31 protein-coding genes are annotated in these 26,785 nt (G+C 63.1%); 7 read left to right on the top strand and 24 right to left on the bottom strand.

Going from position 1 to position 26,785, the window contains the following annotated elements; genetic code table 11:
• Window positions 1-76: 76 nt before the first annotated feature.
• From rpsQ to rpsL, 15 genes are all read right to left on the bottom strand, one after another.
• A complete protein-coding gene (rpsQ, locus tag VVT58_RS14325) occupies window positions 77-340 on the bottom strand; it encodes a 30S ribosomal protein S17 (RefSeq protein WP_006960320.1) in 264 nt (87 codons plus the stop codon).
• A 12-nt stretch (window positions 341-352) separates the two neighbouring features.
• The gene (gene rpmC, locus VVT58_RS14320) at window positions 353-556 is read right to left on the bottom strand and encodes a 50S ribosomal protein L29 (protein ID WP_007707894.1); all 204 of its coding nucleotides are present in this window, start codon (window positions 554-556) and stop codon (window positions 353-355) included.
• 4 nt (window positions 557-560) lie between these two features.
• The gene (gene rplP, locus VVT58_RS14315) at window positions 561-992 is read right to left on the bottom strand and encodes a 50S ribosomal protein L16 (protein ID WP_066560530.1); all 432 of its coding nucleotides are present in this window, start codon (window positions 990-992) and stop codon (window positions 561-563) included.
• A gap of 21 nt (window positions 993-1,013) precedes the next feature.
• Window positions 1,014-1,709, bottom strand: a complete 696-nt coding sequence (gene rpsC / locus VVT58_RS14310) for a 30S ribosomal protein S3 (RefSeq protein ID WP_066560532.1) — start codon at window positions 1,707-1,709, stop codon at window positions 1,014-1,016.
• Between the two features lie 4 nt (window positions 1,710-1,713).
• Entirely contained in the window at window positions 1,714-2,100 is a 387-nt protein-coding gene (gene rplV / locus VVT58_RS14305) for a 50S ribosomal protein L22 (protein ID WP_004208717.1), read from the bottom strand.
• The gene (gene rpsS / locus VVT58_RS14300; RefSeq protein ID WP_046761676.1) at window positions 2,100-2,378 is read right to left on the bottom strand and encodes a 30S ribosomal protein S19; all 279 of its coding nucleotides are present in this window, start codon (window positions 2,376-2,378) and stop codon (window positions 2,100-2,102) included. The genes rplV and rpsS overlap by 1 nt, the downstream gene beginning before the upstream one ends.
• A 5-nt stretch (window positions 2,379-2,383) precedes the next feature.
• Window positions 2,384-3,220 (bottom strand): 50S ribosomal protein L2, encoded by an 837-nt coding sequence (gene rplB, locus VVT58_RS14295; RefSeq protein ID WP_066560540.1) that lies wholly within the window; start codon window positions 3,218-3,220, stop codon window positions 2,384-2,386.
• A gap of 2 nt (window positions 3,221-3,222) precedes the next feature.
• Window positions 3,223-3,540, bottom strand: a complete 318-nt coding sequence (locus VVT58_RS14290) for a 50S ribosomal protein L23 (protein ID WP_066560542.1) — start codon at window positions 3,538-3,540, stop codon at window positions 3,223-3,225.
• Complete coding sequence (gene rplD / locus VVT58_RS14285; protein ID WP_327752463.1) at window positions 3,533-4,156, bottom strand: 50S ribosomal protein L4; 624 nt, start codon at window positions 4,154-4,156, stop codon at window positions 3,533-3,535. The genes VVT58_RS14290 and rplD overlap by 8 nt, the downstream gene beginning before the upstream one ends.
• Window positions 4,157-4,158: 2 nt before the next feature.
• On the bottom strand, window positions 4,159-4,914 hold the full coding sequence (gene rplC, locus VVT58_RS14280) for a 50S ribosomal protein L3 (protein ID WP_327752464.1): 756 nt from the start codon (window positions 4,912-4,914) through the stop codon (window positions 4,159-4,161).
• A gap of 275 nt (window positions 4,915-5,189) precedes the next feature.
• Entirely contained in the window at window positions 5,190-5,498 is a 309-nt protein-coding gene (rpsJ, locus tag VVT58_RS14275) for a 30S ribosomal protein S10 (protein ID WP_007686587.1), read from the bottom strand.
• A gap of 209 nt (window positions 5,499-5,707) precedes the next feature.
• Entirely contained in the window at window positions 5,708-6,898 is a 1,191-nt protein-coding gene (gene tuf, locus VVT58_RS14270) for an elongation factor Tu (protein WP_066560553.1), read from the bottom strand.
• A gap of 137 nt (window positions 6,899-7,035) precedes the next feature.
• Entirely contained in the window at window positions 7,036-9,108 is a 2,073-nt protein-coding gene (fusA, locus tag VVT58_RS14265) for an elongation factor G (protein ID WP_327752465.1), read from the bottom strand.
• 155 nt (window positions 9,109-9,263) lie between these two features.
• Window positions 9,264-9,734, bottom strand: a complete 471-nt coding sequence (rpsG, locus tag VVT58_RS14260) for a 30S ribosomal protein S7 (protein ID WP_066560556.1) — start codon at window positions 9,732-9,734, stop codon at window positions 9,264-9,266.
• A gap of 13 nt (window positions 9,735-9,747) precedes the next feature.
• Window positions 9,748-10,119, bottom strand: a complete 372-nt coding sequence (rpsL, locus tag VVT58_RS14255; RefSeq protein ID WP_007686591.1) for a 30S ribosomal protein S12 — start codon at window positions 10,117-10,119, stop codon at window positions 9,748-9,750.
• 372 nt (window positions 10,120-10,491) lie between these two features.
• Here rpsL and VVT58_RS14250 point away from each other — a divergent pair, with 372 nt between their 5' ends.
• The 3 genes from VVT58_RS14250 to VVT58_RS14240 all read left to right on the top strand — a co-directional run bounded on the left by VVT58_RS14250 (window position 10,492) and on the right by VVT58_RS14240 (window position 14,499).
• Entirely contained in the window at window positions 10,492-12,792 is a 2,301-nt protein-coding gene (locus VVT58_RS14250; RefSeq protein WP_405053743.1) for a putative bifunctional diguanylate cyclase/phosphodiesterase, read from the top strand.
• 194 nt (window positions 12,793-12,986) lie between these two features.
• The gene (locus VVT58_RS14245; RefSeq protein WP_327752467.1) at window positions 12,987-14,132 is read left to right on the top strand and encodes a M23 family metallopeptidase; all 1,146 of its coding nucleotides are present in this window, start codon (window positions 12,987-12,989) and stop codon (window positions 14,130-14,132) included.
• Window positions 14,113-14,499: a polymer-forming cytoskeletal protein gene (locus VVT58_RS14240; RefSeq protein WP_327752468.1), complete on the top strand. Its 387-nt coding sequence runs from the start codon at window positions 14,113-14,115 to the stop codon at window positions 14,497-14,499. The genes VVT58_RS14245 and VVT58_RS14240 overlap by 20 nt, the downstream gene beginning before the upstream one ends.
• 118 nt (window positions 14,500-14,617) lie before the next feature.
• Here VVT58_RS14240 and infC read toward each other — a convergent pair whose 3' ends face one another.
• Both infC and thrS read right to left on the bottom strand, forming a co-directional pair.
• Window positions 14,618-15,151 carry a translation initiation factor IF-3 gene (gene infC, locus VVT58_RS14235; protein WP_013847538.1) on the bottom strand — a complete coding sequence of 178 codons (534 nt, stop codon included), beginning with the start codon at window positions 15,149-15,151 and terminating at the stop codon, window positions 14,618-14,620.
• 127 nt (window positions 15,152-15,278) lie between these two features.
• Window positions 15,279-17,261: a threonine--tRNA ligase gene (gene thrS, locus VVT58_RS14230; RefSeq protein WP_327752553.1), complete on the bottom strand. Its 1,983-nt coding sequence runs from the start codon at window positions 17,259-17,261 to the stop codon at window positions 15,279-15,281.
• Between the two features lie 174 nt (window positions 17,262-17,435).
• Here thrS and VVT58_RS14225 point away from each other — a divergent pair, with 174 nt between their 5' ends.
• From VVT58_RS14225 to VVT58_RS14215, 3 genes are all read left to right on the top strand, one after another.
• A complete protein-coding gene (locus VVT58_RS14225) occupies window positions 17,436-17,873 on the top strand; it encodes a biopolymer transporter ExbD (protein ID WP_327752469.1) in 438 nt (145 codons plus the stop codon).
• A gap of 112 nt (window positions 17,874-17,985) precedes the next feature.
• Complete coding sequence (locus VVT58_RS14220) at window positions 17,986-19,071, top strand: YjgN family protein (RefSeq protein WP_327752470.1); 1,086 nt, start codon at window positions 17,986-17,988, stop codon at window positions 19,069-19,071.
• Between the two features lie 5 nt (window positions 19,072-19,076).
• Window positions 19,077-20,153 carry a M48 family metallopeptidase gene (locus VVT58_RS14215; RefSeq protein ID WP_327752471.1) on the top strand — a complete coding sequence of 359 codons (1,077 nt, stop codon included), beginning with the start codon at window positions 19,077-19,079 and terminating at the stop codon, window positions 20,151-20,153.
• A gap of 162 nt (window positions 20,154-20,315) precedes the next feature.
• On the opposite strand, the gene VVT58_RS14210 is transcribed toward VVT58_RS14215, so the two are convergent.
• The 6 genes from VVT58_RS14210 to pabB all read right to left on the bottom strand — a co-directional run bounded on the left by VVT58_RS14210 (window position 20,316) and on the right by pabB (window position 25,828).
• On the bottom strand, window positions 20,316-21,434 hold the full coding sequence (locus VVT58_RS14210; RefSeq protein ID WP_087575968.1) for a zinc-binding dehydrogenase: 1,119 nt from the start codon (window positions 21,432-21,434) through the stop codon (window positions 20,316-20,318).
• Between the two features lie 12 nt (window positions 21,435-21,446).
• Window positions 21,447-22,118, bottom strand: coding sequence for a peptide-methionine (S)-S-oxide reductase MsrA (gene msrA, locus VVT58_RS14205; protein WP_066560583.1), 672 nt, complete (start codon window positions 22,116-22,118; stop codon window positions 21,447-21,449).
• Window positions 22,105-22,272, bottom strand: coding sequence for a hypothetical protein (locus tag VVT58_RS14200; protein WP_169576124.1), 168 nt, complete (start codon window positions 22,270-22,272; stop codon window positions 22,105-22,107). The genes msrA and VVT58_RS14200 overlap by 14 nt, the downstream gene beginning before the upstream one ends.
• Window positions 22,273-22,558: 286 nt before the next feature.
• Window positions 22,559-23,761, bottom strand: coding sequence for a pyridoxal phosphate-dependent aminotransferase (locus VVT58_RS14195; protein ID WP_066560588.1), 1,203 nt, complete (start codon window positions 23,759-23,761; stop codon window positions 22,559-22,561).
• A gap of 183 nt (window positions 23,762-23,944) precedes the next feature.
• Entirely contained in the window at window positions 23,945-24,568 is a 624-nt protein-coding gene (locus VVT58_RS14190) for an aminotransferase class IV (RefSeq protein WP_327752472.1), read from the bottom strand.
• 84 nt (window positions 24,569-24,652) lie between these two features.
• Window positions 24,653-25,828, bottom strand: coding sequence for an aminodeoxychorismate synthase component I (pabB, locus tag VVT58_RS14185; RefSeq protein ID WP_087575967.1), 1,176 nt, complete (start codon window positions 25,826-25,828; stop codon window positions 24,653-24,655).
• A 95-nt stretch (window positions 25,829-25,923) separates the two neighbouring features.
• Here pabB and VVT58_RS14180 point away from each other — a divergent pair, with 95 nt between their 5' ends.
• The gene (locus VVT58_RS14180) at window positions 25,924-26,307 is read left to right on the top strand and encodes a DUF983 domain-containing protein (protein WP_327752473.1); all 384 of its coding nucleotides are present in this window, start codon (window positions 25,924-25,926) and stop codon (window positions 26,305-26,307) included.
• A 29-nt stretch (window positions 26,308-26,336) separates the two neighbouring features.
• Here the strand turns inward: VVT58_RS14180 and VVT58_RS14175 are convergent, their stop codons facing one another.
• Window positions 26,337-26,774, bottom strand: coding sequence for a thioesterase family protein (locus tag VVT58_RS14175; RefSeq protein WP_066560595.1), 438 nt, complete (start codon window positions 26,772-26,774; stop codon window positions 26,337-26,339).
• Window positions 26,775-26,785 lie beyond the last annotated feature (11 nt).

Below are 26,785 nucleotides of genomic sequence, written 5' to 3'. Positions count from 1 at the left end.
GGGCCTGTACCCTTTCCTTGAGAAAAAGGCCAGCCCCGCGTTGCGCATTTGACTCAAAGAGTCAGTGAGCCTTCCCTCAGGCTGCCGTTTCCGGCGACTTGTGGGTGTCCACGCGCTCGATGACCTTCCAGGTCTTGAGCTTGGAAATCGGAGCGGTCTCCTCGATGCGGACCGTTTCGCCTTCCTTGTAGACATTGCCCTCGTCATGGGCATGGTACTTCTTCGAACGGCGGATGATCTTGCCGTAGAGCGCATGCTTCACCTTGCGCTCTACACGAACCACCACCGTCTTGTCGGTCTTGTCGGAAACCACCGTTCCCGTCAGCACGCGCTTGGGCATCGTGTGTTTCCTTTACTTCGCGGCCGAGCGGTTACGCTCGGTCTGCAGGGTCTTGATCTGCGCGATCGAGCGGCGGACTTCCTTGACCCGGCTGGGCTTTTCCAGCTGGTTGGTGGCCGCCTGGAAACGCAGGTTGAACTGCTCGCGCTTCAGGTTGTTGAGTTCGGTCGACAGTTCGTCGTCCGTCTTGGTCTTCAGGTCTGCGACATTCGCCATGTGCTTAACCCTCCAGATGCGAGGTGTCGCCGAGGCGGGCAACGACCTTGGTCTTGATGGGCAGCTTCATCGCGGCGCGCGAGAAGGCCTCTGCTGCGAGCGGGCCGGGCACGCCGTCCAGTTCGAACAGGATGCGGCCCGGCTTGACGCGGGCGGCCCAATATTCGACCGAACCCTTGCCCTTGCCCTGACGGACTTCGGCGGGCTTCTTCGACACGGGAACGTCGGGAAACACGCGGATCCACAAACGGCCCTGACGGCGGATGTGGCGGGTGATCGCACGACGAGCCGCTTCGATCTGACGCGCGGTGATCCGTTCAGGCTCCAGAGCCTTGAGACCATAGGAGCCAAAGTTCAGAGCGGCGCCACCCTTGGCATCGCCCTTGATCCGGCCCTTGAAGGTCTTGCGGAACTTCATTTTCTTCGGTTGCAGCATGACGCTATACCTACCTTATTCTCAGCGCGCCGGGCGCACGCCGGAGGTCTGAGCCTCCAGCATCAGCCGGTCGGTGGCCATCGGATCATGGCCCAGGATCTCACCCTTGAAGATCCAGACCTTGATGCCGCAAACGCCGTAAGCGGTGTGGGCTTCGGCTTCGGCATAGTCGACGTTCGCACGCAGCGTGTGCAGCGGAACGCGGCCTTCGCGATACCATTCGACGCGGGCGATCTCCGCGCCGCCCAGACGGCCGCCGCAGGTGATCTTGATGCCTTCGGCACCGAGACGCAGAGCCGACTGCACCGCGCGCTTCATCGCGCGGCGGAACGCCACGCGGCGCTCCAACTGATCGGCAATGCCCTGCGCCACCAGCTTCGAATCGACTTCCGGCTTGCGGATTTCGACGATGTTCAGCGACACATCCGAAGACGTGAGCGCGCCCAGCTTCTTGCGCAGCTTCTCAATGTCCGCGCCCTTCTTGCCGATGATGACACCGGGACGGGCAGCGTAGATCGACACGCGGCACAGCTTGGCGGGACGCTCGATCACCACCTTCGAAATCGCGGCCTGCGGCAGCGACTTCATGATGAACTTGCGGATCTTGAGATCTTCCAGCAGCAGACGGCCATAGTCGGCGCCTTCGGCATACCAACGGCTGTCCCAGGTACGGTTGATCTGAAGACGCAGACCGATCGGATTGCTCTTGTGACCCATGTGCTTACGCCTCCGCTTCTTCGCCAGCTTCACGCACGACAATGCGCACGCGGCTGAAGGGCTTGAGGATCCGGGTCGACTTGCCGCGGCCGCGGGCGTGGAAGCGCTTCAGGGTGAAGCTCTTGCCCACCGATGCTTCCGCGACGACCAGCGCGTCGACGTCCAGATTGTGGTTGTTTTCCGCATTGGCGATGGCCGAAGCCAGCACCTTGCGCACGTCGACCGCCATCGCCTTCTTCGAGAAGGCGAGGATATTCAGCGCGTCCTCGACCTTGCGGCCGCGGATCAGCGTGGCGACCAGGTTCAGCTTCTGGGCCGAACCACGGATCTGCGTGCCAACGGCCAGCGCTTCATTGTCGGCGACGCGACGGGGAGCCTTTTCCTTGCTCATTAGCGCTTGCCCTTCTTGTCGGCGGCGTGGCCGGGGAAGTAGCGGGTCGGGGCGAATTCGCCCAGCTTGTGACCCACCATTTCCTCGTTCACCGAGACCGGTACATGCTTGCGGCCGTTATAGACGTTGAACGTCAGGCCAACGAACTGCGGCAGGATGGTGGAACGGCGCGACCAGGTCTTGATCGGACCCGAACGGCCACCGGCGTCCTGCGCGGTTTCCGCCTTCTTCAGAAGGCTGAGGTCCACGAACGGACCTTTCCAGACGGAACGAGCCATCTCGCTTACCTCTTCTTCTTCGCGTGGCGGCTACGGATGATGAACTTGTCCGTCGCCTTGTTGTGGCGGGTGCGCGCACCCTTGGTCGGCTTGCCCCAAGGCGTGACCGGATGACGGCCGCCCGAGGTCCGGCCTTCACCACCGCCATGCGGGTGATCGACCGGGTTCTTCGCCACACCGCGCGTCAGCGGACGCTTGCCGAGCCAGCGGTTACGACCGGCCTTGGCGAGATTGGTGTTGGCATTGTCCGGGTTCGACACGGCACCGACGGTGCCCATGCAGTCCGAACGGATGTAGCGCTGCTCGCCCGAGGACAGGCGAACCATCACCATGCCGCGATCGCGACCGACCAGCTGGGCATAGGTGCCCGCCGAACGGCAGAGCTGACCACCCTTGCCGGGCTTCATCTCGATATTGTGGATGATGGTGCCGACCGGCATCTGGCCGAGTTCCATCGCGTTGCCCGGCTTCACGTCAGTCTTCTTGCCCGCGATGACCTTGTCACCGGGCGCCAGACGCTGCGGCGCCAGGATATAGGCCTGGGTGCCGTCGGGATAGTTGACCAGCGCGATGAAGGCGGTGCGGTTGGGGTCATATTCCAGACGCTCGACCGTGCCTTCCACGTCCCACAGCCGACGCTTGAAGTCGATGATGCGGTAACGCTGCTTGTGACCGCCGGCGATGCCGCGCGAGGTCACATGGCCCTTGTTGTTGCGGCCGCCGGTCTTGCGCTTGCCTTCGGTCAGCGCCTTGACGGGCTTGCCTTTGTGCAGGCCGCTGCGGTCGACGAGGATCAGGCCGCGCTGGGCCGGGCTCGTCGGGTTATATGTCTTCAGCGCCATGGTCAGCGCACTCCTTCGGTGATGTCGATCGATTGGCCATCAGCCAGACGAACGATCGCCTTCTTCACGTCCGAGCGGGTGTAGGGCTTGCCCTTCCACTTCTTGGTCTTGCCCTTGGCGACCAGCGTGTTCACGCTCTTGACGCTCACGCCCCAGATCGCCTCGACGGCGGCCTTGATCTCCGGCTTGGACGCGTCATTGGCGACCTTGAAGACCACGGCGTTGTTCTCGGAGAGAAGGGTCGACTTCTCGGTGATCACCGGCGCGACAACGACGTCATAATGACGGTTGTCCACGGTCGCGGCTTCTTTCTTAGCCATTGAAACGGGCCTCCAGCTTTTCGACCGCGGCGCGGGTGAGCACCAGCGAATCGGCCTTCAGGATGTCGTAAACGTTGGCGCCGACGGCCGGCAGCAGGTTCACGCCGATGATGTTGGCCGAAGCCTTGGCGAAGCTGACATTCACCGCGTCGCCGTCGATGAACAGCGCCTTGTTGAGGTTCAGCTTGGCGAGGTGCGCGACCAGAGCCTTGGTCTTGCCTTCCGCCACATCGAGATTGTCGAGAACGATCAGCGAGCCGCTCTTCGCCTTCGACGACAGGGCCATCTTCAGGCCGAGCGCACGAACCTTCTTGTTGAGGTCGTGACCGAAGGTGCGAGCGCGGGCACCGTGAGCCTTACCACCGCCGATGAAGACGGGAGCGCGGCGATCGCCGTGACGAGCCGTACCGCCGCCCTTCTGGCGACCGAACTTCTTGCCGGTGCGGGCAACGTCCGAACGCTCACGGGTAGCGCGGGTCGGAGCGCGACGCTTTTCGAGCTGCCAGGTGACGACGCGGTGCAAAATGTCGGTGCGGGGCTCGATACCGAACACGGCATCGTTCAGCTCCACTTCACCGGCGGCTGCGGCATCGAGGGTCTGTACCTTGACCTTCATGATTAGCCCTCCTGGCCTTCGGTCGCTTCGGGAGCAGCCGCTTCTTCAGCGGGCGTTTCGGCCGGAGCGTTGTTGCTGTTGGCGGCAGCCTTCAGGCTGGCCGGATAGGGCGCGTCGGCCGGACGCTTCACCTTGACGGCGTCGCTGACGGTCAGCCAGGTGCCCTTGGCGCCCGGAACCGAACCCTTGACGAACAGCAGGCCACGCTCGACGTCCGTGCGGACGATTTCGAGATTCTGCTGCGTGCGCTCACGGTCACCCATGTGACCCGCCATCTTCTTGTTCTTGAAGACGCGGCCCGGGTCCTGACGGTTACCGGTCGAACCATGGGCACGGTGGCTGATGGACACGCCGTGGGTGGCGCGCATACCGCCGAAGCCCCAGCGCTTCATGGCACCGGCGAAACCCTTACCCTGGGTGTGACCGGCGACATCGACCAACTGACCGGCGATGAAATGATCGGCCGCGATCTCGGCGCCGACATCGAGGAGCGCGTCCTCGGCGACACGGAATTCAACCAGACGCGCCTTCGGCTCCACTTCCGCCTTGGCGAAGTGGCCGCGCTGCGGTTTGGCGACATTCTTGACCTTCGCGACGCCCGCGCCGAGCTGAACCGCGACATAACCGTCACGATCAACTTCCTTGCGAGCCACGACCTGATTGCCCTCAAGGGCCAGAACCGTAACCGGAATATGACGTCCGTCCTCCTGGAACAGACGGGTCATCCCGACTTTCTTAGCGATCACGCCTGTGCGCATCACTGATTACTCCCATAGAGGCCCGCCTTAGCAGCGGGCGTATCCAACGAAAAAACCGCTCAGGATCTCTCCTTCGCGGCCCAACCCAAATAATAGATCACCCCGTCCGGGTTGGATGCCGATCCCGCCAGGGAAAGGCGACGGGGGACCAGGACCACGAGCCATTCCGGTTTACCGGAAAGGCCGTGCGGTATCCCTTGTGTCGTTTGAGTTTCCGGTTTCCCGAAATACCCGATACCCTGCCCACCTTTCGGAGAGCAGGGACTTGCCGGCGCTTAGGCCAGCTTGATTTCCACGTTCACGCCGGCAGCCAGGTCCAGCTTCATCAGCGCGTCGACCGTCTGCGGCGTCGGCTGCACGATGTCAAGCATACGCTTGTACGTGCGGACTTCGAACTGCTCGCGCGACTTCTTGTCGATGTGCGGACCACGGTTAACCGTGAACTTTTCGATGCGCGTCGGAAGGGGAATCGGACCGCGGATAAGGGCGCCAGTGCGGCGGGCGGTGTCGGCGATGTCGCCGGTCGCCTGATCAAGCACGCGATGATCGAACGCCTTGAGGCGAATGCGGATGTTGCTGTCCATTGTTCCTGTACCGATGCGAAAGAGCCAAAAACTCAGAGCATTTTCATGAATCAGCCGGAGCAGCCGATGATTTATGAAAATGCGCCAACAAAAATTTACCGCCCCGTTTCTTGCCCTTCTAGCTCAGCAAGAGCCGGAGAAAGGCGATCCGGGGCGGTTAAAATCCTCAGCGGCGCGAATCAGACGATTCGCGCCGCTGCGGTCCTATATTACTTCGAGATCGTGCCGACAACCCCTGCGCCGACGGTACGACCGCCTTCACGGATGGCGAAGCGCAGACCCTGGTCCATCGCGATCGGAGCGATCAGCTTGACGCCGAGCTTCACATTGTCGCCGGGCATGACCATCTCGGTGCCCTCGGGGAGGATCACTTCGCCGGTCACGTCGGTGGTGCGGAAGTAGAACTGCGGACGGTAGTTCGCGAAGAACGGGGTGTGACGGCCGCCTTCTTCCTTCGACAGAACATAGACTTCCGCGTCGAACTCGGTGTGCGGGGTGATGGTGCCGGGCTTGGCCAGAACCTGACCGCGCTCGACTTCTTCACGACCCACGCCACGGATCAGCGCACCGATGTTGTCGCCAGCGCGACCTTCGTCGAGCAGCTTGCGGAACATTTCGACGCCGGTGACGGTGGTCTTGCGGGTGTCCTTGATGCCGACGATCTCGACTTCTTCACCAACCTTGACGATGCCGGTTTCGACACGGCCGGTCACGACGGTGCCGCGGCCCGAGATCGAGAACACGTCTTCGATCGGCATCAGGAAGGGCTTGTCGATCGGACGCTCCGGCTGCGGGATGAAGGTGTCGACCGCTTCCATCAGCTTCAGAACGGCCTGCTTGCCGATTTCGTCGTTCGTGCCGTCCAGCGCCTTCACGGCCGAGCCGGGGATGACGGGGATGTTGTCGCCGTCGAAGTCGTAAGACGACAGCAGCTCGCGGATTTCCAGCTCGACGAGCTCAAGGATTTCCGGATCGTCAACGAGGTCGACCTTGTTCATGAACACGACGAGCTGCGGCACGCCGACCTGGCGGGCGAGCAGGATGTGCTCGCGGGTCTGCGGCATCGGGCCGTCGGTGGCCGAAACGACGAGGATGGCGCCGTCCATCTGGGCCGCACCGGTGATCATGTTCTTGACGTAGTCGGCGTGACCCGGGCAGTCGACGTGCGCGTAGTGGCGGGCTTCCGTCTCATATTCGACGTGGGCGGTCGAGATGGTGATGCCGCGCTCGCGCTCTTCGGGAGCCTTGTCGATGTTGGCATAGTCAACGAAGGTCGCGCCGCCGGTTTCAGCGAGCACCTTTGTGATCGCTGCGGTCAGCGAGGTCTTGCCATGGTCGACGTGACCGATGGTGCCGATGTTGCAGTGCGGCTTGGTCCGCTCAAACTTAGCCTTAGCCATTTTATCCTACCTTCTAATCAAATCAGCTTTTGTCTGACCGCTCGGCCGCGCCTCGCGAAGGCGCGTCCATAGCAGCAAATTCACAGATTACCAGCCCCTAACCGAGCCGTTCGCACGGCCCGGCGAGAGAAAAATCGTCAGGCCATCTTCGCTTTGACTTCGTCCGCCACATTCTGCGGCACTTCGTCATAGTGCGAGAAGATCATCGAATAGTTCGCGCGCCCCTGGGTGAAGGAACGGAGCGAGTTCACATAGCCGAACATGTTGGCCAGCGGGACCATCGCCTCAACGACCTGCGCGTTGCCGCGGGTGTCGGTGCCCTGGATCTGACCGCGACGGCTGTTCATGTCACCAATGACGTCGCCCAGATATTCCTCCGGGGTGACGACTTCGACCTTCATGACCGGCTCGAGCAACGTGATACCCGCCTTCTGCGCCGCTTCACGCATCGCCGCGCGACCGGTGATTTCGAACGCCAACGCCGACGAGTCGACGTCATGATAGGCGCCGTCATACAGGTTGATTTCGAAGTCGATGATCGGGAAGCCGATCAGCGAGCCGGTGGCCGCGGTTTCGCGCATGCCCTTTTCGATCGCCGGGATATATTCCTTGGGAATATTGCCGCCCTTGATCTCGTCCTTGAAGATGATGCCCGCGCCGCGTTCGCCCGGCGTCAGCTTCACCTTGATGCGGCCGAACTGGCCGGTGCCGCCCGACTGCTTCTTGTGGGTATAGTCGACGTCGACCGCCTTCTTGAGATATTCGCGATAGGCCACCTGCGGCGCGCCGACATTCGCCTCGACCTTGAACTCGCGCTTCATGCGGTCGACCAGGATTTCAAGGTGCAGTTCGCCCATGCCCTTGATGATGGTCTGGCCCGATTCGTGATCGGTCGTGACGCGGAAGGACGGATCTTCGGCAGCCAGGCGGTTGAGCGCGACGCCCATCTTTTCCTGGTCGGCCTTGGTCTTGGGTTCGACCGACAGCTCGATCACCGGCTCGGGGAACTCCATCCGCTCCAGGATGATCGGCTGGCGCTCGGCGCACAGCGTATCGCCGGTGGTGGTTTCCTTCATGCCGGCCAGCGCGACGATGTCGCCGGCATAGGCCGCATCAATGTCCTCACGCGAGTTGGCGTGCATGAGGAGCATGCGGCCGATCTTCTCTTTCTTGTCCTTGACCGAGTTCAGATAGGTGCCCTTGGTCAGGGTGCCCGAATAAACGCGCAGGAAGGTCAGCGAACCGACGAACGGGTCGTTCATGATCTTGAACGCCAGGCCTGAGAAGGGCGCGTCGTCCGCGGTCGCACGGCTGTCGGGCTGATCATTGTCGGGGTTGATGCCCTGAACGTCTTCGATGTCCAGCGGCGAAGGCAGATAATCCACGACCGCGTCGAGCAGGGGCTGCACGCCCTTGTTCTTGAACGCCGAGCCGCACAGCACCGGCACGAACGACTGGTTCAGCGTGCCCTTGCGGATCAGCTTCTTCAGCGTCGCGACGTCGGGCAGATTGCCTTCGAGATAGGCTTCCATCGCCTCGTCATCCTGTTCGACGGCGAGTTCGATCAGCTTTTCACGATATTCGGCGGCCTTATCGGCGAGATCGGCCGGAATTTCCTCATAGGAGAATTCCGCGCCCAGATTCTCATCTTTCCAGATGATCGCGCGATTCTCGACCAGATCGACCAGACCCTTGAACTCCGATTCCGCACCGATGGGCAGATAGAGAACGGCAGGCGTCGCGCCCAGGCGATCGATGATCGTCTGCACGCAATAATAGAAATTGGCGCCGGTGCGGTCGAGCTTGTTGATGAAGCACATCCGCGGAACCTTATACTTGTCCGCCTGGCGCCACACGGTTTCCGACTGCGGCTCAACGCCCGCAACGCCGTCGAACGCGGCGACCGCGCCGTCCAGCACGCGCAGCGAACGCTCAACTTCGATGGTGAAGTCGACGTGGCCGGGGGTGTCGATGATGTTCAGACGGTGGTCGTTCCAGATACAGGTGGTCGCAGCCGACGTGATGGTGATGCCACGCTCCTGCTCCTGCTCCATCCAGTCCATGGTGGCGGCGCCGTCATGGACTTCGCCGATCTTGTAGGACTTGCCGGTGTAGTAAAGAATACGCTCGGTCGTGGTGGTCTTGCCGGCGTCGATATGCGCCATGATACCGAAATTGCGATAGCGTTCGAGCGGATGGCTGCGGGCCATGATGCTTCTCCGTTGCCGGTGCGCCGGCGGTGAGTGAATGAGTCTTGCGGCTGGCCCCTAAACCAATCCGTCCGCCATGGGTAGCCCCACGGCGAACGGACCGATCTTCAAAACCAGAAATGGGAAAAGCGGGCACCGGAGCGCCCGCTTGCCCGTTACCAGCGGTAGTGCGAGAAGGCGCGGTTCGCTTCCGCCATGCGGTGCGTGTCTTCGCGCTTCTTCACGGCATTGCCGCGGTTGTTGGCGGCGTCCAGCAGCTCGCCCGACAGGCGGGCGGCCATGGTGGTTTCGCTGCGGTTGCGCGACGCTGTGATCAGCCAGCGGATGGCCAGCGCCTGGGCGCGCTCGGGGCGCACTTCGACGGGGACCTGATAGGTCGCACCGCCGACGCGGCGGCTGCGGACCTCGATGCCGGGCTTCACATTGTTCAGCGCATCATGGAACATGCCGATCGGGTCCTTCTTGGACTTCGTCTCGACGGTTTCGAGCGCACCGTAAACGATGGACTCGGCGACGGCTTTCTTGCCGTCCTGCATGATGCTGTTCATGAACTTCGACAGCACGATATCACCGAACTTGGGATCGGGCAGGATAACGCGCTTTTCGGGGCGACGACGACGTGACATGCTTTAGTCTCCCTTACTTCGGACGCTTCGCGCCGTACTTGGAACGGCTCTGCTTACGATCCTTGACGCCCTGGGTATCCAGAACGCCGCGCAGCACGTGATAGCGCACACCGGGAAGGTCGCGCACGCGGCCGCCGCGGATCAGCACAACGCTGTGCTCCTGAAGGTTGTGGCCTTCACCCGGAATATAGGTGATGACTTCGCGCTGATTGACCAGACGCACCTTCGCCACCTTGCGGAGAGCCGAGTTCGGCTTCTTCGGGGTCGTCGTGTAAACACGGGTGCAAACGCCGCGCTTTTGCGGGTTCGCTTCCATTGCAGGGACCTTCGACTTGGTCTTCTGCAGCTCGCGGCCCTTGCGGACCAGCTGGTTGATTGTTGGCATGAAGCCCTTCACCTTTTTCAGTTACTTTACCGCATGCATTCCCGCGTTCTCACCACCCGGAACGACCCGTCTCAAACGAATCGCCTCCAAATAGCAAAGGCCCCGGCGGAAACCCGCCCGGAGCCGCAAGAGCACCGGCAATGTTCAGCTCTGATGCCCCCAGAACCGGATTTGGCGCAGACGAATCCGTCCATTCCGAGCCTTTGGGCAGGCGCGCCTATAGCCATGCCGGCCCCAAGGGTCAAGGACGAGGCAGAGAGGAGTTGTTCCGCCTCCGGCCCGGCATGGTGAAGGTGCCATTAGGAAATTGATAAGGACAGCCAATCTATCCTGATCCGATGTCGTCCAGGAACGGCGCATGTGGACAGCGATGTGACCCAGCTTTCGACGATTACCGGCGAATTTCAAAATCCGGACATGGAAGCCGCTTTCCAGGCGGATCGCCTGCCCGAGTCGCAGCGCCATGCCCGGATATTGTTCCTGCTTTCCGCGTTGCTCAACGCGCTGTTTCTGCTAAGCGACTGGCGCTTTGCAGGGACGCCGCATTTCTGGGTCGCCGTGCCCGCCCGCGTCGCTGTCATACTCTGGTCGCTGGCCTGCCTGTCCTTCAGCCGCCATATGGTGAATTTCCGCGCGGTGGAGCGCATCTGCTTCGCCTGGCAGGTGGCGACCGCGATCGGCGTCGCCTTCCTCGTTTCCTCACGCAGCGACATCGCCATCTTCGTGCTGGTGATGCTGCCGTTGATCTTCTACCTCGTCGTCCCCACGAGCTTCCATGGCAATGTCGGCGGCGGCCTGGGCTGCGGGGTGGCGCTGCTGATCGGCTATATGGCGCCTGCCCCGCTGTCCCCGACGGCACCGGGCATGGTCATGGCGGTGCTGATCCTGCATTGCGGCATGTGGATCGCGATCGCGCGGACCAACCGCCTGCAGCGCAAGGCATGGACCGCGAGCCAGATGGCGCAAAACGCCCGCGCCGCGCTAACCAGCAACGGCGAGACGCTGGAGCGGATGTTCATGAGCGTGCCCATTCCCCTGCTCGTCACCCGGCCGGACGGCACGGTGGTGCGGTTCAACGATGCCGCCGCCCGCGCTTTCGGCACGGAGGACGACATATCGCGCGTCCACATGCTGGGCGAAGGCCCCGCCGCCGTTTCGGGTATGTGGGGCAGCCTGCGCGACTACATCGCAAAGGGGCAGGAGATCGACAATTGCGAATGCCGCATCGTCTCCCGCGACAGCGCGGTCCATGACGTCCTGCTCTCCTCCCGCCCGATCGTGATACGCGGCGAGGATTGCATCCTCTCCAGCATCGTCGACATCACCGCCCGCAAGGAGGCCGAGCGCCACCTGGCCCATCTTGCCATGACCGACGCGCTGACCGGCCTTGCCAACCGATCGCACTTCATGGCGACGCTGGCCCAGGCGGCCGGCGCCACCAGCCGCACCGGCGGGCAGATGGCGGTGGTGCTGATCGACGTCGACGAATTCAAGCGGATCAACGACAGCGCCGGCCATGACGCCGGCGACGCGCTGCTCAGCGCCGTGGCCGATCGGCTGCGCGAAGCCGTGCGGCCCGGCGATCTGGTCGCGCGCATGGGCGGCGACGAATTCGCCGTGCTGCTGACCCGCCTGCGCACGGCAGCGGACCTCGACACCATTCTCGCCCGCATGACCGGCCAGCTCCACCGCCCGCTAAGCCACGGCACGCGCGACATAGACTGCCGCGTCTCCATGGGCGTCGCGCTCTTCCCGGAGCATGCCGGCGACATAGCCGACCTCATGAAACATGCCGACATCGCGCTGTATGAGGCGAAGAATGGCGGCCGCGGGCGAGCCTGCCTTTTCGAACCGCATCTGCTCGAACGCTGGCAGCGCGAGGCGCGGATGCTGGAGCGGGCCCGCGACGCGCTGATCCACGCGCCGCCCGCGCCCTGGTATCAACCCAAGGTCGACCTGACGACCGGCAAGATCATCGGCTTCGAGGCGCTGCTGCGCTGTGTCAGGCCCGACGGGTCGATCATCATGCCGGGCGAGATCGCCGCCGCCTTCGAACATTCGGAACTGGGCCGCGTCATCACCGAACGCATGCTGACGCAGGTGCTGGCCGATTGCCGCCGCTGGCAGGACGAGGGCGTGGATTTCGGCCATGTCGCGATCAACGTGCCGGGCGTCGAACTGCATGACGGCAGCTTTCCCGACCGGCTGCTGGAGCAGATGACCGCCGCCGGCGTGCCGCCACACCGGATCGAGCTGGAGGTCACGGAATCGGTGTTCCTTGGCCGCAACGCCGAAGTGGTGGAGCGCAGTCTCCATCGCCTGAGCGCCGCCGGCATCTCCATCGCGCTCGACGATTTCGGCACCGGCTATGCCTCGCTCTCGCACCTCAAACAATTTCCGATCGACATCATCAAGATCGACCGGCGCTTCATCCACGACGTGGAAACGGACCCCGATGACGCGGCCATCGTGCGCACGGTGCTCAACCTCGCCTACAGCCTCGGCATCCGAACCGTGGCCGAGGGCGTGGAAAATCCGCGCCAGTTGGACTATCTGCGCGCCGGCGGATGCCATTACGGCCAGGGCTTCCATTTCGGCGCCGCCACACCGGCTTGCCATGTGCCCCCTATGCTTGGTTGGAATCCCGCCTACGAAACCCTTGGTCCGGCGTAGAAAAATTTTCGGCGTCCTGGAACCGCAAGGCCGGTTCCACGTTTCAGCCCGTTCATCGTTCGACTCGTCACGAGTCCGTCCTCCCGGATTCGCGCGACTCGATTCCTTTTGTTAGCGCCCCGTTCACTAAAAAATACGCGGGGTCGCAATTGTCGCAACAGAGCAAGACGGGGGCAGCCGCCCTCTGGGCCAGGATGACTGCCCAGTGTTCGAAGCTGTGCCCGGAGCGGGAGATTTTCCTGCGCTCGGGCGGCCAGGTGAAGTTCATCCGCATTTCGCGCAAAGCGCAGCTTGTCGCCGCGGGCCTTGTCTCGTCCGCGCTAATCGGTTGGGCAGGCCTCACTCTGTCCATGGCTGCCAGCAGCGCGAGGATCGAGCAGGACCGCGCCGCCCTGACCGCGCAGGGCAAGGCCGTCGCCAGCACCGCCAGCCAGGTCGCGACCTACCGCAAGTCCGTCGACCAGCTCGTCCATGAGCTGGAAGAACGGCAGGATTTCATGGACGACCTCTACCGCACCCATTTCGGCAAGGAGGATGCAGCCCCCGCCCAGGATGTGGTCGGCAAGGCCGATGCCGGAACCAAGGCGCACAAGCTCGACACCAGGATCAGCAGCGCGCCCGAAGCCGCACCGCTGCTCCAGATCGATGCGCGGCAACGGCGCTTCGCCGCCCTGTTGACCAGCGCGGTCCAGCAGCGCGCCGACAAGGCCGCCGCCGCGATCCGCAGCTTCGGCCTCAATCCCGACAGCCTCGCCCGCAACGCTGCCCGCGCACAGGGCGGCCCCTTCGTCCCGTGGGAAGGACAGGACGCGATGCCCGGCGAGTTCGAAAAGCTCGCCAAGGCGCTGTCCCGCATGGAATTTCTCGAAGCCAGCCTGCTCGCCATCCCCTCCGGCAAACCGACCGCGACGCCGATGCTGAGCAGCAGCTATGGCTATCGCAGCGATCCGTTCAACGGCCATGCCGCCTTCCATGCGGGCCTCGATTTCCCCGGCAGCATGAGCCAGCCGATCCTGGCCGCCGCATCGGGCAAGGTCAGCTTCGTCGGCCAGCGCAGCGGCTATGGCAATGTGGTGGAGGTCACGCACGGCAATGGCCTGATGACCCGCTACGCCCATCTGTCAGCCTTCGACGCCCGCGTCGGCCAGCCCGTCACGCGGGGCGAAAAGATCGCCCGCATGGGCTCGACCGGCCGCTCCACCGGCCCGCATCTCCATTTCGAGGTGCGCGTGAACGGCAATCCCATCAACCCCCGCCGCTTCCTCGAGGCCCGCAAAGATGTTCTCCAGATCCAGCAAATCGCCACGGCGCGCCTCGCAGATGTCGGCAACCGGGGCTAAGAACACGCCCTTTTCCCTGATCGGCGGCGACGTGACGATCAGCGGCAACCTGACCGCCAGCGTCGACCTGCATATCGACGGCACGGTCGAAGGTGACATAAGCTGCGCCGCCCTGGTGCAGGGGCCGGACAGCCGCATCACCGGCCATGTCGCGGCGCAAAGCGCGCGGCTTGCGGGCCTGGTCGACGGATCGATCACGGCAGAGGAATTGGTGGTGGAAAGCAGCGCCCGCATCACCGGCGACGTGATCTATGACAATATCTCGATCGCACCCGGCAGCCGCATCGAAGGGTGCTTCACGCACAAGCAAAATGGGCCGGTCACTGTGGGCGAACTCAAGCTGATCGCCAACGACAGCGCCGGCTGAGGATTGCCCGGTCCTACGACCGCATTTGGCCAAAACCCGAACTTCCGATCTCAAAAACACATCGGGCGGAGCCTGCATCCAGACTCTGCCCGACAAGCGTAAAACTGAAACCAAAGCCTTATTTCGGCGCCAGCACCATCAGCATCTGGCGGCCTTCCATGCGCGGATAGGCTTCAACCTTGGCGATCTCGCCCACATTTTCCGCCACGCGCTGGAGAAGCTGCATGCCGAGCTGCTGGTGCGACAATTCGCGGCCACGGAAACGAAGGGTAATCTTCACCTTGTCGCCATCGCCAATGAAGTCATGGACCTTCTTCATCTTCGTATCATAGTCATGATCGTCGATGTTCGGACGCATCTTGATCTCTTTGAGTTCCTGCGTCTTCTGGGTCTTGCGGGCGATATTCGCCTTTTTCTGGGCCTCGTACTTATACTTGCCGATGTCGAGGAACTTGCAAACCGGCGGATCGGCGGTGGGCGACACTTCGACCAGGTCCAGGCCCAGTTCGTAAGCGCGCTCCATGGCCTCCTGCGTAAACATCACGCCCAGATTTTCGCCTTCGTCATCGATCACGCGCACCTTGGGCACGGTGATGAACTCATTGTAACGGGGACCGGACTTAGGCGGCGGCGCCATCGGGCGGCGCATCATTGGGGGACGTATAGCAGCTTCTCCTACGGTAGTTGATAGAACGACTCTGGCGGCGCTTTAACGCAAAGCCGAAAGGGTCGGCAAGTCCGCAGTTGCGGATTCACCGACCCCATGTGGCATCGCTGCCTCACTGCATATCGGGTGCTCGGCTCTCTTTTGCAAGACGGGCGATCACATCCTCGATGGAAAGGATACTCTGCCCCTCCTTGCCCAACTCGCGCAGCGCCACCGTGCCCTCATCGGCCTCGCGTCGGCCGACGACCAGCAAATTCGGCACTTTTGCGAGGCTATGCTCACGCACCTTGTAATTGATCTTCTCATTGCGAACGTCGGTTTCCGCCCGGATTCCAGCCGCCCGCAGCTTCTCGACCACTGCCTGCGCATAGCTATCTGCGTCCGACACGATGGTCGCCACCACCGCCTGAACCGGCGCCAGCCAGAGCGGGAATTTGCCCGCATAATGTTCGATCAATATGCCGATGAAGCGCTCATAGGAGCCGAAAATCGCCCGATGGAGCATCACCGGCCGGTGCCGCTCGCCATCTTCGGCCACATAGGAAGCGTCGAGTCGTTCGGGCAGCACGCGGTCGGACTGGATGGTCCCGACCTGCCAGGTGCGCCCGATGGCGTCGGTCAGATGCCATTCCAGCTTGGGCGCGTAGAAGGCGCCTTCGCCCGGCAGCTCTTCCCAGCCATATTCGGGGGTGTTCAGTCCCGCCGCCGCCACCGCATTGCGCAGTTCCTCCTCGGCCTTGTCCCACATTTCCTCAGTGCCGAAACGCTTGTCCGGACGCAGTGCGAGCTTGATCGAATAAGTGAAACCGAAATCCTTGTAGATGCGGTCGGCCAGCGCACAGAAGGCGCGGACTTCCTCCACGATCTGGTCCTCGCGGCAGAAGATATGCGCGTCGTCCTGCGTGAACTGACGCACGCGCATCAGCCCATGCAGCGCGCCATGCGGCTCGTTGCGATGGCAGCAGCCATTTTCGTAGAAACGCAGCGGCAGATCGCGATAGCTTTTGATCCCCTGCTTGAAGATCAGGATGTGCGCCGGACAGTTCATGGGCTTCAAGGCCATCCAGTCGGCATCGTCCGACACCAGCGGGCCTTCGTCGGCAACATTGGGCACTTCGTCGGGGATGACGAACATATTCTCGCGATATTTGCCCCAATGGCCGGACTGCTCCCATTGGCGCGCGTCCATCACCTGCGGCGTCTTGACCTCGCGATAGCCCGCCGCATCGATGGCGCGGCGCATATAGGCTTCGAGTTCCCGCCAGATCAGATAGCCCTTGGGATGCCAGAAGACCGATCCATGCGCTTCCTGCTGGAGGTGGAACAGGTCCATCTCCGCGCCCAGCTTGCGATGGTCGCGTTTGCCCGCTTCCTCCAACCGCGTCAGGTGGGCGTCGAGCTGCTTCTTGTTGAGCCAGCCGGTGCCATAGACACGCGAAAGCATGGCATTTTTCTGGTCGCCGCGCCAATAGGCGCCCGACACGCGGGTCAGCTTGAACGCCGCCGGATCGAGCTTGCCCGTTGAGGCCAGATGCGGCCCCCGGCACATGTCGAGCCATTCATTGCCCGACCAATAGACCGTCAGTTCCTCGCCTTCGGGCAGTTCGGCGGCCCATTCGGCCTTGAACGTCTCGCCTTCGGCCTTCCAGCGGGCGATCAGCTCCTCGCGCTTCCACACTTCGCGGCGCAGCGGCTTGTCGGCGGCGATGATCTCGCGCATCTTCGCTTCGACAAGCGGGAGGTCTTCCTCGGTGAAAGGGCGGTCCTTCGGCGCGAAATCATAATAAAAGCCATCGTCGGTCGAAGGGCCAAAAGTGATCTGCGTCCCCGGAAACAGCGCCTGCACCGCTTCCGCTAGCACATGCGCGAAGTCATGCCGCGCCAGTTCCAGCGCGTCGGCCTCATCCCGCGACGTCACCAGCGCCAGTTGCGCGTCACCCTCCAGCGGCCGCATGATATCGCGCAGCTCGCCATCGACTCGCGCGGCGATGGCGGCCTTGGCCAGACCCGGCCCGATCGCCGCCGCAATGTCCGCCGGGGTAGTGCCGGGCGCGACTTCACGCACGGAACCATCGGGCAGGGTGATCTTGAGCATGGCGGACACGGGTGGTCTTTCTTTTGGAATGAGAGATTGCGCGCGGCCCAAAAAGCCGCGCCTTCCCCATAAATCGGCCGCCCGCCCTGTCAATAGAAGCCCTCTTGCCAGCCCGTCCCATTCAAGGCATGTTTCATGTGTTGATATATCATTATTTCAACAGGAGGGATGCAAATGGCTTTGAGCTTCGCAACACCCCAATCGGGCGCAGAGGACAGGCTCCTGTCCGACATGAATAGCACGCCGCTGATCGATGTGATGCTGGTGCTGCTGATCATGTTCATCATCACCATTCCGATCCAGACGCACGCCGTCGGCGTCGACCTGCCGCAAACGCCCAAAGAGCTGCCCCCGACTCCCATCGACACCGTCAAGAACAAGGTCGGCATAGACGAGAGCGGCGTCATCCGCTGGAACGGAGCAGCCGTCGACCGGCTCACGCTGCGCCAATATCTCGCCGCTTCGCTCCGCCTGCCCGTGGAGCCGGAACTTCAGTTCCAGCCCGATGCCGCCGCCCGCTACGTCATGGTGGATGAAGTGCTGGCCGACATCCGCCGCGCCGGGGTCAAGAAGCTCGGTTTCATCGGCAACGAACGCTACGCCCGCTTCTGACCGGCCAAAGTCGCAAGCCATTTCAGCATAATGGCCGCCAAAGCGCGCCCGATCCCTCTTGACCGAAAGCCGCGGGCATAGTCTTCTCCTGCCGGGGCTACAGGGGGTTATCATGGATCAGGAACGCATTGGCGGCGACGGCTTCGCCTTTGAGGGGAATTGGCGCGACTATGCGCCGATCGCCTTCTCCAACCTGCTGCTGACGATCGTGACGCTGGGTATCTATCGCTTCTGGGCGACGACGCGGACGCGACGCTATCTCTGGGCGAACACGCGCTTCATCGACGACCGGCTGGAATGGACCGGCACGGGCAAGGAATTGTTCCTGGGCTTCCTGATGGTGCTGGTATTGATCGGCATTCCCTTCCTCTTCCTGCAATTTGGCGCGCAAGCGCTCATTCTCCAAGGGCATGAAGGCATCGCCGCGATCCTGACGCTCGCAGCCTTTGTGACGATCTTCTACATGGTCGGTCTCGCCCGCTTCCGCGCACTGCGCTATCGCCTGAGCCGCACCTGGTGGCACGGCATTCGCGGCGGCAGCGACGACCAGGGCTTTGGCTACGGCATTTCCTATATGTGGAAGAGCTTTGTCGGCACATTGGCAGCGGGACTGATGATCCCCTGGTCGATGATGTCGCTGTGGAACGAGCGCTGGAACAAGATGAGCTTCGGCCCGCATATGTTCGAGGCAGCGGGCGATCATGGCCCGACCTTCAGGCGCTTCCTGCTTTTCTATCTCTTTCCCATCGTGGCCGTCATCGTCGGCGCCATCCTTGCCTTTGTCGCCATCCCGCTCGGCGGCATGCAGCCGGGCGGGAACGCCGGGAAGGTCGCGGGCATGTTCCTGGGCATATTGTTCTTCGTGGTGGCGATCTATGCCGGTCTGGGCCTGATCGCGCTCGCCTTCTATGCCAGCTTCTTCCGGGAAGCGGTGGAGGGTCTGTCGCTCACCGGCCTCAACTTCCATTTCTATGCCCGAACCAAGGACTGGTTCCTGCTGTTCCTGGGCGACATCGCGCTGGTCATCTGCACGCTCGGCATCGGGTCGATCTTCCTGCAATATCGCCACTGGAAGTTCTTCGTGACCCATATGGGCGCGACCGGGACCATCTACACCGACGAACTGACCCAATCGCAGACGAAGACCAGCCGCCATGGCGAAGGCCTGCTCGACGCGCTCGACGTGGGGGCTTTCTGACCGATATGTCGGACTTCCGGCTCTGGCATTATGACGGCGTGACGGCGGTTCGGCGGAGCGTGCTGCTCCGTCCCGCCGGCACGGGCTTCGTGCTGGAGGAGCCGGAAAGCGGCTGGGTCGGCGCGCCGACCGACTGGAGCGCCCTGACCGTCATCGGCGCCCAGGGCGACCGCTCGGCCTATGGCCACGGCGCAATTCCCGGCTGGCGCATGGGGTTTTCGGGCGAAGCACCCCCCGGCATCGCCGCGCATCTGCCCAAGGGGGAGCGCTATGGCCGCTGGATCGACCGCTTCGGCCTCTGGCCGGCGGCGGGTGTCTTCACGGCGGTCGCTGCCCTGGTCGTCTGGGGCGCGCTGGAAGCGCCCGGCATCATCGCCCCGCTCGTCCCGCAAAGCTGGGAAAACCGCATGGGCGACTCGATGGTGGGCGATTTCGGCGGCCGCTTCTGTCACACCCCCGCAGGCGACGCCGCGCTCAAGGCTCTGGCGGCGCAGCTTGATCCGCAGCATGAAGCCCGCGAAATCGCGCTCGCCAATATCCCGATGGTGAACGCGGTGACTTTGCCCGGCGGGCGGATCATCCTGTTCGACGGCTTGGTTCAGCAGGCCAAATCCCCCGATGAAGTGGCCGGTGTCCTTGGCCATGAACTGGGTCATGTCCGCCACCGCGACACGATGACGGGGCTTATCCGTCAGCTTGGCCTCAGCGTCGTGCTGGGCGGCGCAGGGGGCAATGCGGGCGGCTATCTGAACGGCGTGCTGTCGCTCAGCTATGGCCGGGGCGCGGAAAGTGCGGCGGACGGCGTCGCCATCGACCGGATGCGGGAGGCGCGGATTTCCCCTGCCGCCACCGCTGCCTTTTTCGAACGCCTGGGCGGCCAGGAGGGTGAAGGGACGGAAGCGCAAGCCATGACCTGGCTTTCCTCCCACCCGCTCTCCGCCGCCCGCCGCCGCCGCTTCGCCGCCGCCGTCAAGCCGGGCGCATCCTATCGGCCTGCACTGGATCAGGCCCAATGGCAGGCACTGCGAACCTCCTGCGCGAGCGACCCGAAGGTCGCCAAATTCTGGGGCAAAGCTTTCTAAGGTGGAGGAATGGCCGAAGTTGGTCTTTCCGGACATTTTCGAAGTTCGTCATCCCCGCGAAGGCGGGGATCCATCTCCTGGCCTAACCGCTTGATGCAACGCTAGGAGATGGATTCCCGCCTTCGCGGGAATCACAAAACAGGAAGCGTCCACTCTCCACCCCTATCCGCCATTCGGGACGATCAGATATTTCTCTCCGGTGCGGCGGGCGTTGTAGGTCAGGACCGCGTCCCGGCTGAGCGCTTGCCTGAGGGAGATACGGGCCTTGTAATGGCTGGCGAAGGTGGTGGTGAGGCCGTCGCGGACGCGCTGGCGCAAACGTTCGACCGTTTCGGCGTCGGTCTTTTGCAGGAAGGGGAAGAGCAGCCAGCCGCCGACATTCCACATAAAGCCGAAGCTGCGCGTCAGGACGGTCGGAGACAGGTCCAGCGCGCCGTAGATATAGGCCTGTTTGAGACTGTTCGAGCCATAGCGGCTATAGGGCGCATCCTTGACCTGCACCTGCTCCATGGCATGCAGGATCTTGCTGACCAGATTGCCGCCGCCGATCGCGTCGAAGGCAATGGTCGCGCCGGTGGCGGCGATCGCGGTCCGAAGCTGGGCGGGGAAGTCGTCCTTCGAACTGTCGAGCACATGTTCCGCGCCCAGATCCTTCAGAATCGCCACCTGCGCTTCGTTGCGGACGATATTTACCAGCGGAATGCCGTCCTCCTGGCAAATGCGCACCAGCATCTGGCCGAGATTGGAGGCGGCGGCGGTGTGAACGATCGCCCTGTGCCCTTCTCGTTTCATGGTTTCGACGAAGCCAAGCGCAGTCAGCGGGTTGACGAAGGCCGAAGCCCCCTGCTCCGCTGTCACATCGTCGGGCAGGACCATGCAGCCGCCAGCGCCCAAGAGGCGATATTCCGCGAACATGCCGCCCCCGATCAGCGCCACCCTCTTGCCGAGGAGCGCCTGGGCCTGCGGCGCGTCACCTGCCGCGATGACGGTGCCGGCGCCTTCATTGCCGATCGCCATGGGCTGGCCGACTCGCCCGGCCAGCGCGCGGCGGGCGGAATCTGGCATCCGGGCGACAATGCGGCCTTCCTCATAATCGGCATGTTCCACATCAGCGGAGGCGAACAGCAGGCCAAGATCGGAGGGGTTGATCGGTGCCGCTTCCACCCGGACCAGCACTTCATCGCCGTTGGGAGCGGGCAGCGCTTCTTCCGCCAGTTCGACCACCAGGCGGCCGTCTTCCTGCAACGTCGAGAGCAATTTGAGGCCTAGGGTATCGCTCATGAACACTCCGTTTCAGGCTGAGGGACGATCGCTGTAGAGCGTGGGGAACATGGTTTTGAGGGCCGTCAGCTTCGGCATGTCCCAACGCTGAATATAGGGGTGGCGCGGATTCTTGGTCAGGAAATTCTGGTGATAGCTGTCCGCATCTTGGAAACCGGTGAAGCGTTCGATGCGGGTGACGATGGGATCGCGCCAGAGGCCGGATTGGCCGAGTTGGGCAAGATAGGCTCTGGCTGCCTTGTCCTGCTCCGGGGTCAGCGGGAACAGCGCGCTGCGATATTGGGTGCCATGATCCGGACCCTGATAGTTGAGCGTGGTAGGGTCCGCGATCACCGAGAAGAAAACGCGCAGCAACGTGCCGTAGCTGACCATCTTGGGGTCGTAGGTGACACGAACGGACTCGGCAAAGCCCGTATCGCCCTCGCTGACCTGCTCATAATCGACCTTGCGGTCGCGTGGCCCCCCGGCAAAACCGGAGACGGCCAGGTGGACGCCCTTTAGGTGGGAGAAGACGCCTTCCACGCCCCAATAGCAGCCCCCCGCAAAGACGGCGGTTTCGAGCTTGCGGCTGGAAGCGGCGTCAACCACAGGAACCGGAGTGAGGACCGGGCGTTCGGCGCGCAGCGGGGATGCGACGGCCAAAGCCGCCAGAAAAGCAAGGGCTATGCCGTCAGAGCGCCGCATTGTCCGCGGCCGAAGCCGGAGCCGAAGCCGCCATGGCGGAGCCGGTCAGCGGGGGCGCATCGCCATTCGGCTGAAGCACGAAAACGCCGATGGCGCCGATCACAAACCCGCCTAGAAAACGGAGGAACAGGTCTGATTTCAAGAAGGCCACCATGGCGTTCTTCCTTTCGGTCGTCTTGGCCGCCACAAGCGGGCGGCAATGAATGTCGCGCGGCCTAGTCCCGGATGAACACTGCGCTATGGCAGTTTCGACCAACGCTCGATGCGAGACGATGGGTGACGGGCAAAGCCGGTTTCGGTTCGCAACGGGATATAGAGTCCATCGCCCCATCTGCAAGACGGCACGGGGGAAATTTTCCGTTTCCGAAATGGGGGTGATCGGATGCCTGATGTAAGCTGGTCACCCTCCCCTCTCCCACAGAGAGAAGGAAAATGGCGCATCATTTGAGGGCGGCGCAGGCTTCCTGGATGCGGGTGCAGGCCTTGGCCAGCACCTCTTCGGAAGTGGCGTAGCTGATGCGGAACGCCGGGGAGAGGCCGAAGGCGGCGCCATGGACGGCAGCGACCTTCGCTTCGTCCAGGAAATAGCCGATCAGCGTTTCGTCGCTGTCGATCAGCTGGCCCTTGGGCGTCACCTTGCCGATCACGCCGCTGGCGTCGGGATAGACGTAGAAGGCGCCTTCCGGCGTCGGGCAATCGAGGCCCGGCGCGTCGTTCAGCATGGCGACGACCATGTCGCGGCGCTTCTTGAAGGCAGCGTTGCGTTCTTCGAGGAAGTCCTGGTCGCCGGTCAATGCGGCGACGGCAGCGGCCTGGCTGATCGAGCAGGGGTTGCTGGTCGACTGCGACTGCAGCTTGCCCATCGCCTTGATGATCCATTCCGGGCCACCGGCGAAACCGATGCGCCAGCCGGTCATGGAGAAGGCCTTGGAGCAGCCATTGACGGTCAGCGTGCGGTCGTAGAGGTCGGGGCAGACCTGCGCGATGGTGGCGAAAGGGGTCGGCGCGTACCAGACATGCTCATACATGTCGTCCGTCATCACCAGCACATGCGGATGGCGCAGCAGCACTTCGCCCAGCGCCTTCAACTCGTCGGCCGAATAAGCCGCGCCCGAAGGGTTGGAGGGCGAGTTCAGCATGACCCACTTGGTCTTCGGCGTGATCGCCGCTTCGAGCTGAGCCGCGGTGATCTTGTAGCCCTGACTGGCCGGGCCTTCGATGAAGACCGGGGTGCCCCCCGCGAAGTTCACGATGTCCGGATAGCTGACCCAATAAGGCGCCGGAATGATGACTTCATCGCCCACGTCGACGGTCGCGACCAGCGCGTTGAACAAGGTATGCTTGCCGCCCGAGTTCACGCTGATCTGGCTGCGCTTGTAGATCAGGCCATTGTCGCGCTTGAACTTGAAGGCGACGGCTTCCTTGACGTCGGCGGTGCCGTCGACATCGGTGTAGCGGGTCAGATTGTTGCGAATCGCGGCAATACCCGCCTCTTTGACGAAATCGGGCGTGTCGAAGTCCGGTTCACCGGCAGAGAGGCCAATAACGTCCACGCCTTCGGCTTTGAGGGCATTCACGCGCGCGCTCATCGCCAGAGTGGCGGAGGGCTGGATGCGACCGAGGGCAGCGGAAGTCTGGCTCATTGCAATAGTCTTTCTCTAGAGCGATTTCAAAGCGGGCGGGATAGCCCGCTGGCTTAAGAAATCGCGGCACAATAAAGAATCCCCAAGGCCCGCAATAAGGCGGACGCGAGGCTCCTTAGTGCGCAACGAAAGAAGGGGCAACCGCCAGTTGGCCTCGGCTGGCCGTAACGGCAGATTATGACGTCAGCGCGCCAGCGACGCGGCCACCATGCCACGCGCCGCATTGCCGATGAAGAAGCCATTTTCCAGATCATGCGGTCGCAGATCGGCCTCCACCGCCTCCCCCATTTCGATCAGGCTGCGGCGCAGCACGCCAGGCAGCAGGCCGCGGGAGAGCGGCGGGGTCAGCAGCTTGTCGCCGCGCTCGACGAAGAGGGAGGAGAAGCAACCTTCGGTCAGATAACCCTGTTCGTCCTTCATCACCACTTCATAGGTGCCGCCACGCCGCAATGCGTCGTGGTACAGCGCGCGGTCGGTGGTTTTGTGCATCAGGCGCGGGTCGGCGGCCGGCGCGTTGCGGGGGACGAGCGCCACCTGCATGATCGCCTGCGGCCAAGTGCGATGCTCGCGCACCTCGATGGCGATCGCCCCCCTGCGCGACAACAGCAGGCGCAGACGGCTGCGTTCACGCAGGCGGAAGGTCGCGGCTTGCAGCTCATTGCGCACATCATGGCGGTCGAAGGCAAAGTCGAGGGCGTCCGCGCTAGCCTTCAGCCGTTCCAGATGCAATTCCAGCAATCTGATGCCATCGACCGGATCGAAGGCCATGGTTTCCAGCAGATCGAACCGTCCGTCAGCCAATGCCATGAAAATCCCGTAAACTCCTTGGAGCATTCTGAAATCGGCTGGACCAGCCGACGGCATGCAGAATGCGGACAATAAACACGCCCTTCAAGCCGGTGTGAGGAAGCGCCCCTTGGCCAGACATTCCGCCCATTCGGACGCGACATCCGAATCCGCGACGATGCCCGATCCCAGACCCAGGCGCCCCTCCCTGCTGCCTTCTTCAACACAAATGGTGCGGATGGCAACATTGAAGGCAGCATCGCCCGACGGATCGATCCAGCCCATCGAGCCGGTATAGACGCCGCGCGGGAAGGCTTCGACCGCGTCGATAATCTCCATGGCGCGGACCTTGGGCGCGCCGGTGATCGATCCGCAAGGGAAGAGGACGCGCAGCACATCGACCGGCGAAAGGCCCGGCAGCAGGCGGGCGCGGACGGTCGACACCATCTGATGGACGGTGGGATAGGTTTCGACCTTGAACAGGTCGGGCACCGTGACCGTGCCGGCGCGGGAGACGCGCGAAAGATCGTTGCGCAGCAGGTCGACGATCATCAGATTTTCCGCGCGCTGCTTGGCATCCTGTTCCAGCCAGTGGATGAGGTCTGCGTCGCGGGCGAGATCGGGATCGCGGGGGGCGGTGCCCTTCATCGGGCGGGCGGTCAGTTGGCCCCGCACATTGGTGAAGAACAGCTCGGGGGAGAAGGAGAGGATGGCGTGATCGCCAGTGCGGAGCACGCCGCCATAGCCCGCCTGCTGGCGTGGGCGGAGCGCGGCGTAGAGCGCCATGAGATCGCCCGTGAAATGCGCCGCGCAGGGAAAGGTCAGATTGACCTGATAGATGTCGCCGGCGCGGATGAAATCCTGAACCTGCGCGAAGGCAGCGTGATAGGCGGCCTCATCGATGAGCGGCTGGAGCCGGTTGACTCTCGCGGCGGTCGGATCGGGCAGAAGGCCGGGCATGGCCCCGGGTTCGATCAGGCGCACGCCTTCGAACAGGCCGAACCAGAGCAGCGGGGTTTTCGGCCGGTCCTCCCTGTGCCGCTCGGCCAGCGGGTGGAGGCGGTCCTCCAGCGCGAGACCCGCTTCATAGGCGATGAAACCGGCTGCATGCAGTCCGGCCTCCGCCGCTTCGGCCAGGCGATCGAGCGCGGGCTGCACCTCCGTCAGGCGGTGCGCGGCGATGACCGACACCGGATCGCGATAGAGGCGCGCGGGCGCAGCACCCCGCGTACGGGCGTCATCGAACAGGACAAAGGTTTCGGTCGGTCCCGGGAGGCGCATGGCCGCTCTCTTAACAGGCTTTGCACCGGGCGGAAGCTCTAACAGGGACACCGCATTGTTGCATGGACCGGGCATTGACCATAGGGAAGGACGCCATGACCCAAGGATTGCCCCGGAATGATGCGGCACGACCGCTGCGGCCAGCGCTGGCGCTTGCCCTGCGGGGCCGCTGCCCGGCCTGCGGCGAAGGCCGGATGTTTGCGCGCTTCCTGAAGCCCAGTCCAGCCTGCGAGGCTTGCGGGCAGGCGTGGGACCAGTCGCGGGCGGACGATTTCCCGGCCTATATCGTCATATTGCTGCTGGGGCACTTGCTCGTGCCGCTGATGATAGAGGTGAATGCGGCGCTGGACATTCCGATGGGACTGCAGGCGCTGCTGTGGCCGGGGTTCGCGATCCTGCTGGCGGTGGCGATGATTCAGCCGGCCAAGGCGGCGGTCATCGCCTTCCAATGGAGCCGCCGCATGGACGGCTTCCGCTAAGGCCGCCTCAAAATATCAGCGCGGCAACATCATTCCGGGCGAATGATGAAATTGCGTTCCATCGCTTCACGCAGGCTTTCATCGATGCTGCGGCGTCCTTCGGAACCATGGGTGACGACCGTGGTGTCGGCGGTGGCGACGCACACGCCCTTCTGAAAGCCCGCCGAGCTGATCGTCCAGCTCGTGCGGCCGATATGGCCGATCGCGCAATGCACTTCAAACGGATAGGGAAAGTGCGATTCCTCGACGAAATTGAGGTTCACATTGGCGACCAGCCAGCGCACGCCCTGTTCCTGCGGGTGACGGCCCAGATGATGGTGGAAGCGGATGCGGGCCGTTTCGAAAATCCCGGAGATGGCCACATTGTTGACGTGGCCCATCGTGTCGATGTCCTGGAAGCGGGTGTCGATGCTGGTGACGAAACGATAAGCTTCCGGGCGGAGACGCCAGGATTCGGGTTTGGCCATGTCCTGCTTGT

Source organism: Sphingobium sp. SJ10-10, from assembly GCF_036038995.2.
Lineage (GTDB): Bacteria > Pseudomonadota > Alphaproteobacteria > Sphingomonadales > Sphingomonadaceae > Sphingobium.
Note: the sequence above shows the minus strand (reverse complement) of the source record. Positions and strands in the feature narration are given on the sequence as shown.

Bases quoted from the DNA above. Each gene is read 5' to 3' on its own strand.
- VVT58_RS14220 (WP_327752470.1), top strand. From the start codon at position 17,986: ATGGATCAGGAACGCATTGGCGGCGACGGCTTCGCCTTTGAGGGGAAT.
- VVT58_RS14210 (WP_087575968.1), bottom strand. From the start codon at position 21,434: ATGAGCGATACCCTAGGCCTCAAATTGCTCTCGACGTTGCAGGAAGAC.
- rpsJ (WP_007686587.1), bottom strand. From the start codon at position 5,498: ATGGACAGCAACATCCGCATTCGCCTCAAGGCGTTCGATCATCGCGTG.
- VVT58_RS14215 (WP_327752471.1), top strand. From the start codon at position 19,077: ATGTCGGACTTCCGGCTCTGGCATTATGACGGCGTGACGGCGGTTCGG.
- VVT58_RS14175 (WP_066560595.1), bottom strand. From the start codon at position 26,774: ATGGCCAAACCCGAATCCTGGCGTCTCCGCCCGGAAGCTTATCGTTTC.
- msrA (WP_066560583.1), bottom strand. From the start codon at position 22,118: ATGCGGCGCTCTGACGGCATAGCCCTTGCTTTTCTGGCGGCTTTGGCC.
- VVT58_RS14240 (WP_327752468.1), top strand. From the start codon at position 14,113: ATGTCGGCAACCGGGGCTAAGAACACGCCCTTTTCCCTGATCGGCGGC.
- rpsC (WP_066560532.1), bottom strand. From the start codon at position 1,709: ATGGGTCACAAGAGCAATCCGATCGGTCTGCGTCTTCAGATCAACCGT.
- rplD (WP_327752463.1), bottom strand. From the start codon at position 4,156: ATGAAGGTCAAGGTACAGACCCTCGATGCCGCAGCCGCCGGTGAAGTG.
- VVT58_RS14190 (WP_327752472.1), bottom strand. From the start codon at position 24,568: ATGGCATTGGCTGACGGACGGTTCGATCTGCTGGAAACCATGGCCTTC.
- rplP (WP_066560530.1), bottom strand. From the start codon at position 992: ATGCTGCAACCGAAGAAAATGAAGTTCCGCAAGACCTTCAAGGGCCGG.
- rpsG (WP_066560556.1), bottom strand. From the start codon at position 9,734: ATGTCACGTCGTCGTCGCCCCGAAAAGCGCGTTATCCTGCCCGATCCC.
- rpsL (WP_007686591.1), bottom strand. From the start codon at position 10,119: ATGCCAACAATCAACCAGCTGGTCCGCAAGGGCCGCGAGCTGCAGAAG.
- VVT58_RS14200 (WP_169576124.1), bottom strand. From the start codon at position 22,272: ATGGTGGCCTTCTTGAAATCAGACCTGTTCCTCCGTTTTCTAGGCGGG.
- rplC (WP_327752464.1), bottom strand. From the start codon at position 4,914: ATGCGCACAGGCGTGATCGCTAAGAAAGTCGGGATGACCCGTCTGTTC.
- VVT58_RS14225 (WP_327752469.1), top strand. From the start codon at position 17,436: ATGGCTTTGAGCTTCGCAACACCCCAATCGGGCGCAGAGGACAGGCTC.
- VVT58_RS14290 (WP_066560542.1), bottom strand. From the start codon at position 3,540: ATGGCTAAGAAAGAAGCCGCGACCGTGGACAACCGTCATTATGACGTC.
- VVT58_RS14195 (WP_066560588.1), bottom strand. From the start codon at position 23,761: ATGAGCCAGACTTCCGCTGCCCTCGGTCGCATCCAGCCCTCCGCCACT.
- pabB (WP_087575967.1), bottom strand. From the start codon at position 25,828: ATGCGCCTCCCGGGACCGACCGAAACCTTTGTCCTGTTCGATGACGCC.
- tuf (WP_066560553.1), bottom strand. From the start codon at position 6,898: ATGGCTAAGGCTAAGTTTGAGCGGACCAAGCCGCACTGCAACATCGGC.
- thrS (WP_327752553.1), bottom strand. From the start codon at position 17,261: ATGCTCAAGATCACCCTGCCCGATGGTTCCGTGCGTGAAGTCGCGCCC.
- rpsQ (WP_006960320.1), bottom strand. From the start codon at position 340: ATGCCCAAGCGCGTGCTGACGGGAACGGTGGTTTCCGACAAGACCGAC.
- rpsS (WP_046761676.1), bottom strand. From the start codon at position 2,378: ATGGCTCGTTCCGTCTGGAAAGGTCCGTTCGTGGACCTCAGCCTTCTG.
- VVT58_RS14245 (WP_327752467.1), top strand. From the start codon at position 12,987: ATGACTGCCCAGTGTTCGAAGCTGTGCCCGGAGCGGGAGATTTTCCTG.
- VVT58_RS14180 (WP_327752473.1), top strand. From the start codon at position 25,924: ATGACCCAAGGATTGCCCCGGAATGATGCGGCACGACCGCTGCGGCCA.
- rplV (WP_004208717.1), bottom strand. From the start codon at position 2,100: ATGAGCAAGGAAAAGGCTCCCCGTCGCGTCGCCGACAATGAAGCGCTG.
- fusA (WP_327752465.1), bottom strand. From the start codon at position 9,108: ATGGCCCGCAGCCATCCGCTCGAACGCTATCGCAATTTCGGTATCATG.
- rplB (WP_066560540.1), bottom strand. From the start codon at position 3,220: ATGGCGCTGAAGACATATAACCCGACGAGCCCGGCCCAGCGCGGCCTG.
- infC (WP_013847538.1), bottom strand. From the start codon at position 15,151: ATGATGCGCCGCCCGATGGCGCCGCCGCCTAAGTCCGGTCCCCGTTAC.
- rpmC (WP_007707894.1), bottom strand. From the start codon at position 556: ATGGCGAATGTCGCAGACCTGAAGACCAAGACGGACGACGAACTGTCG.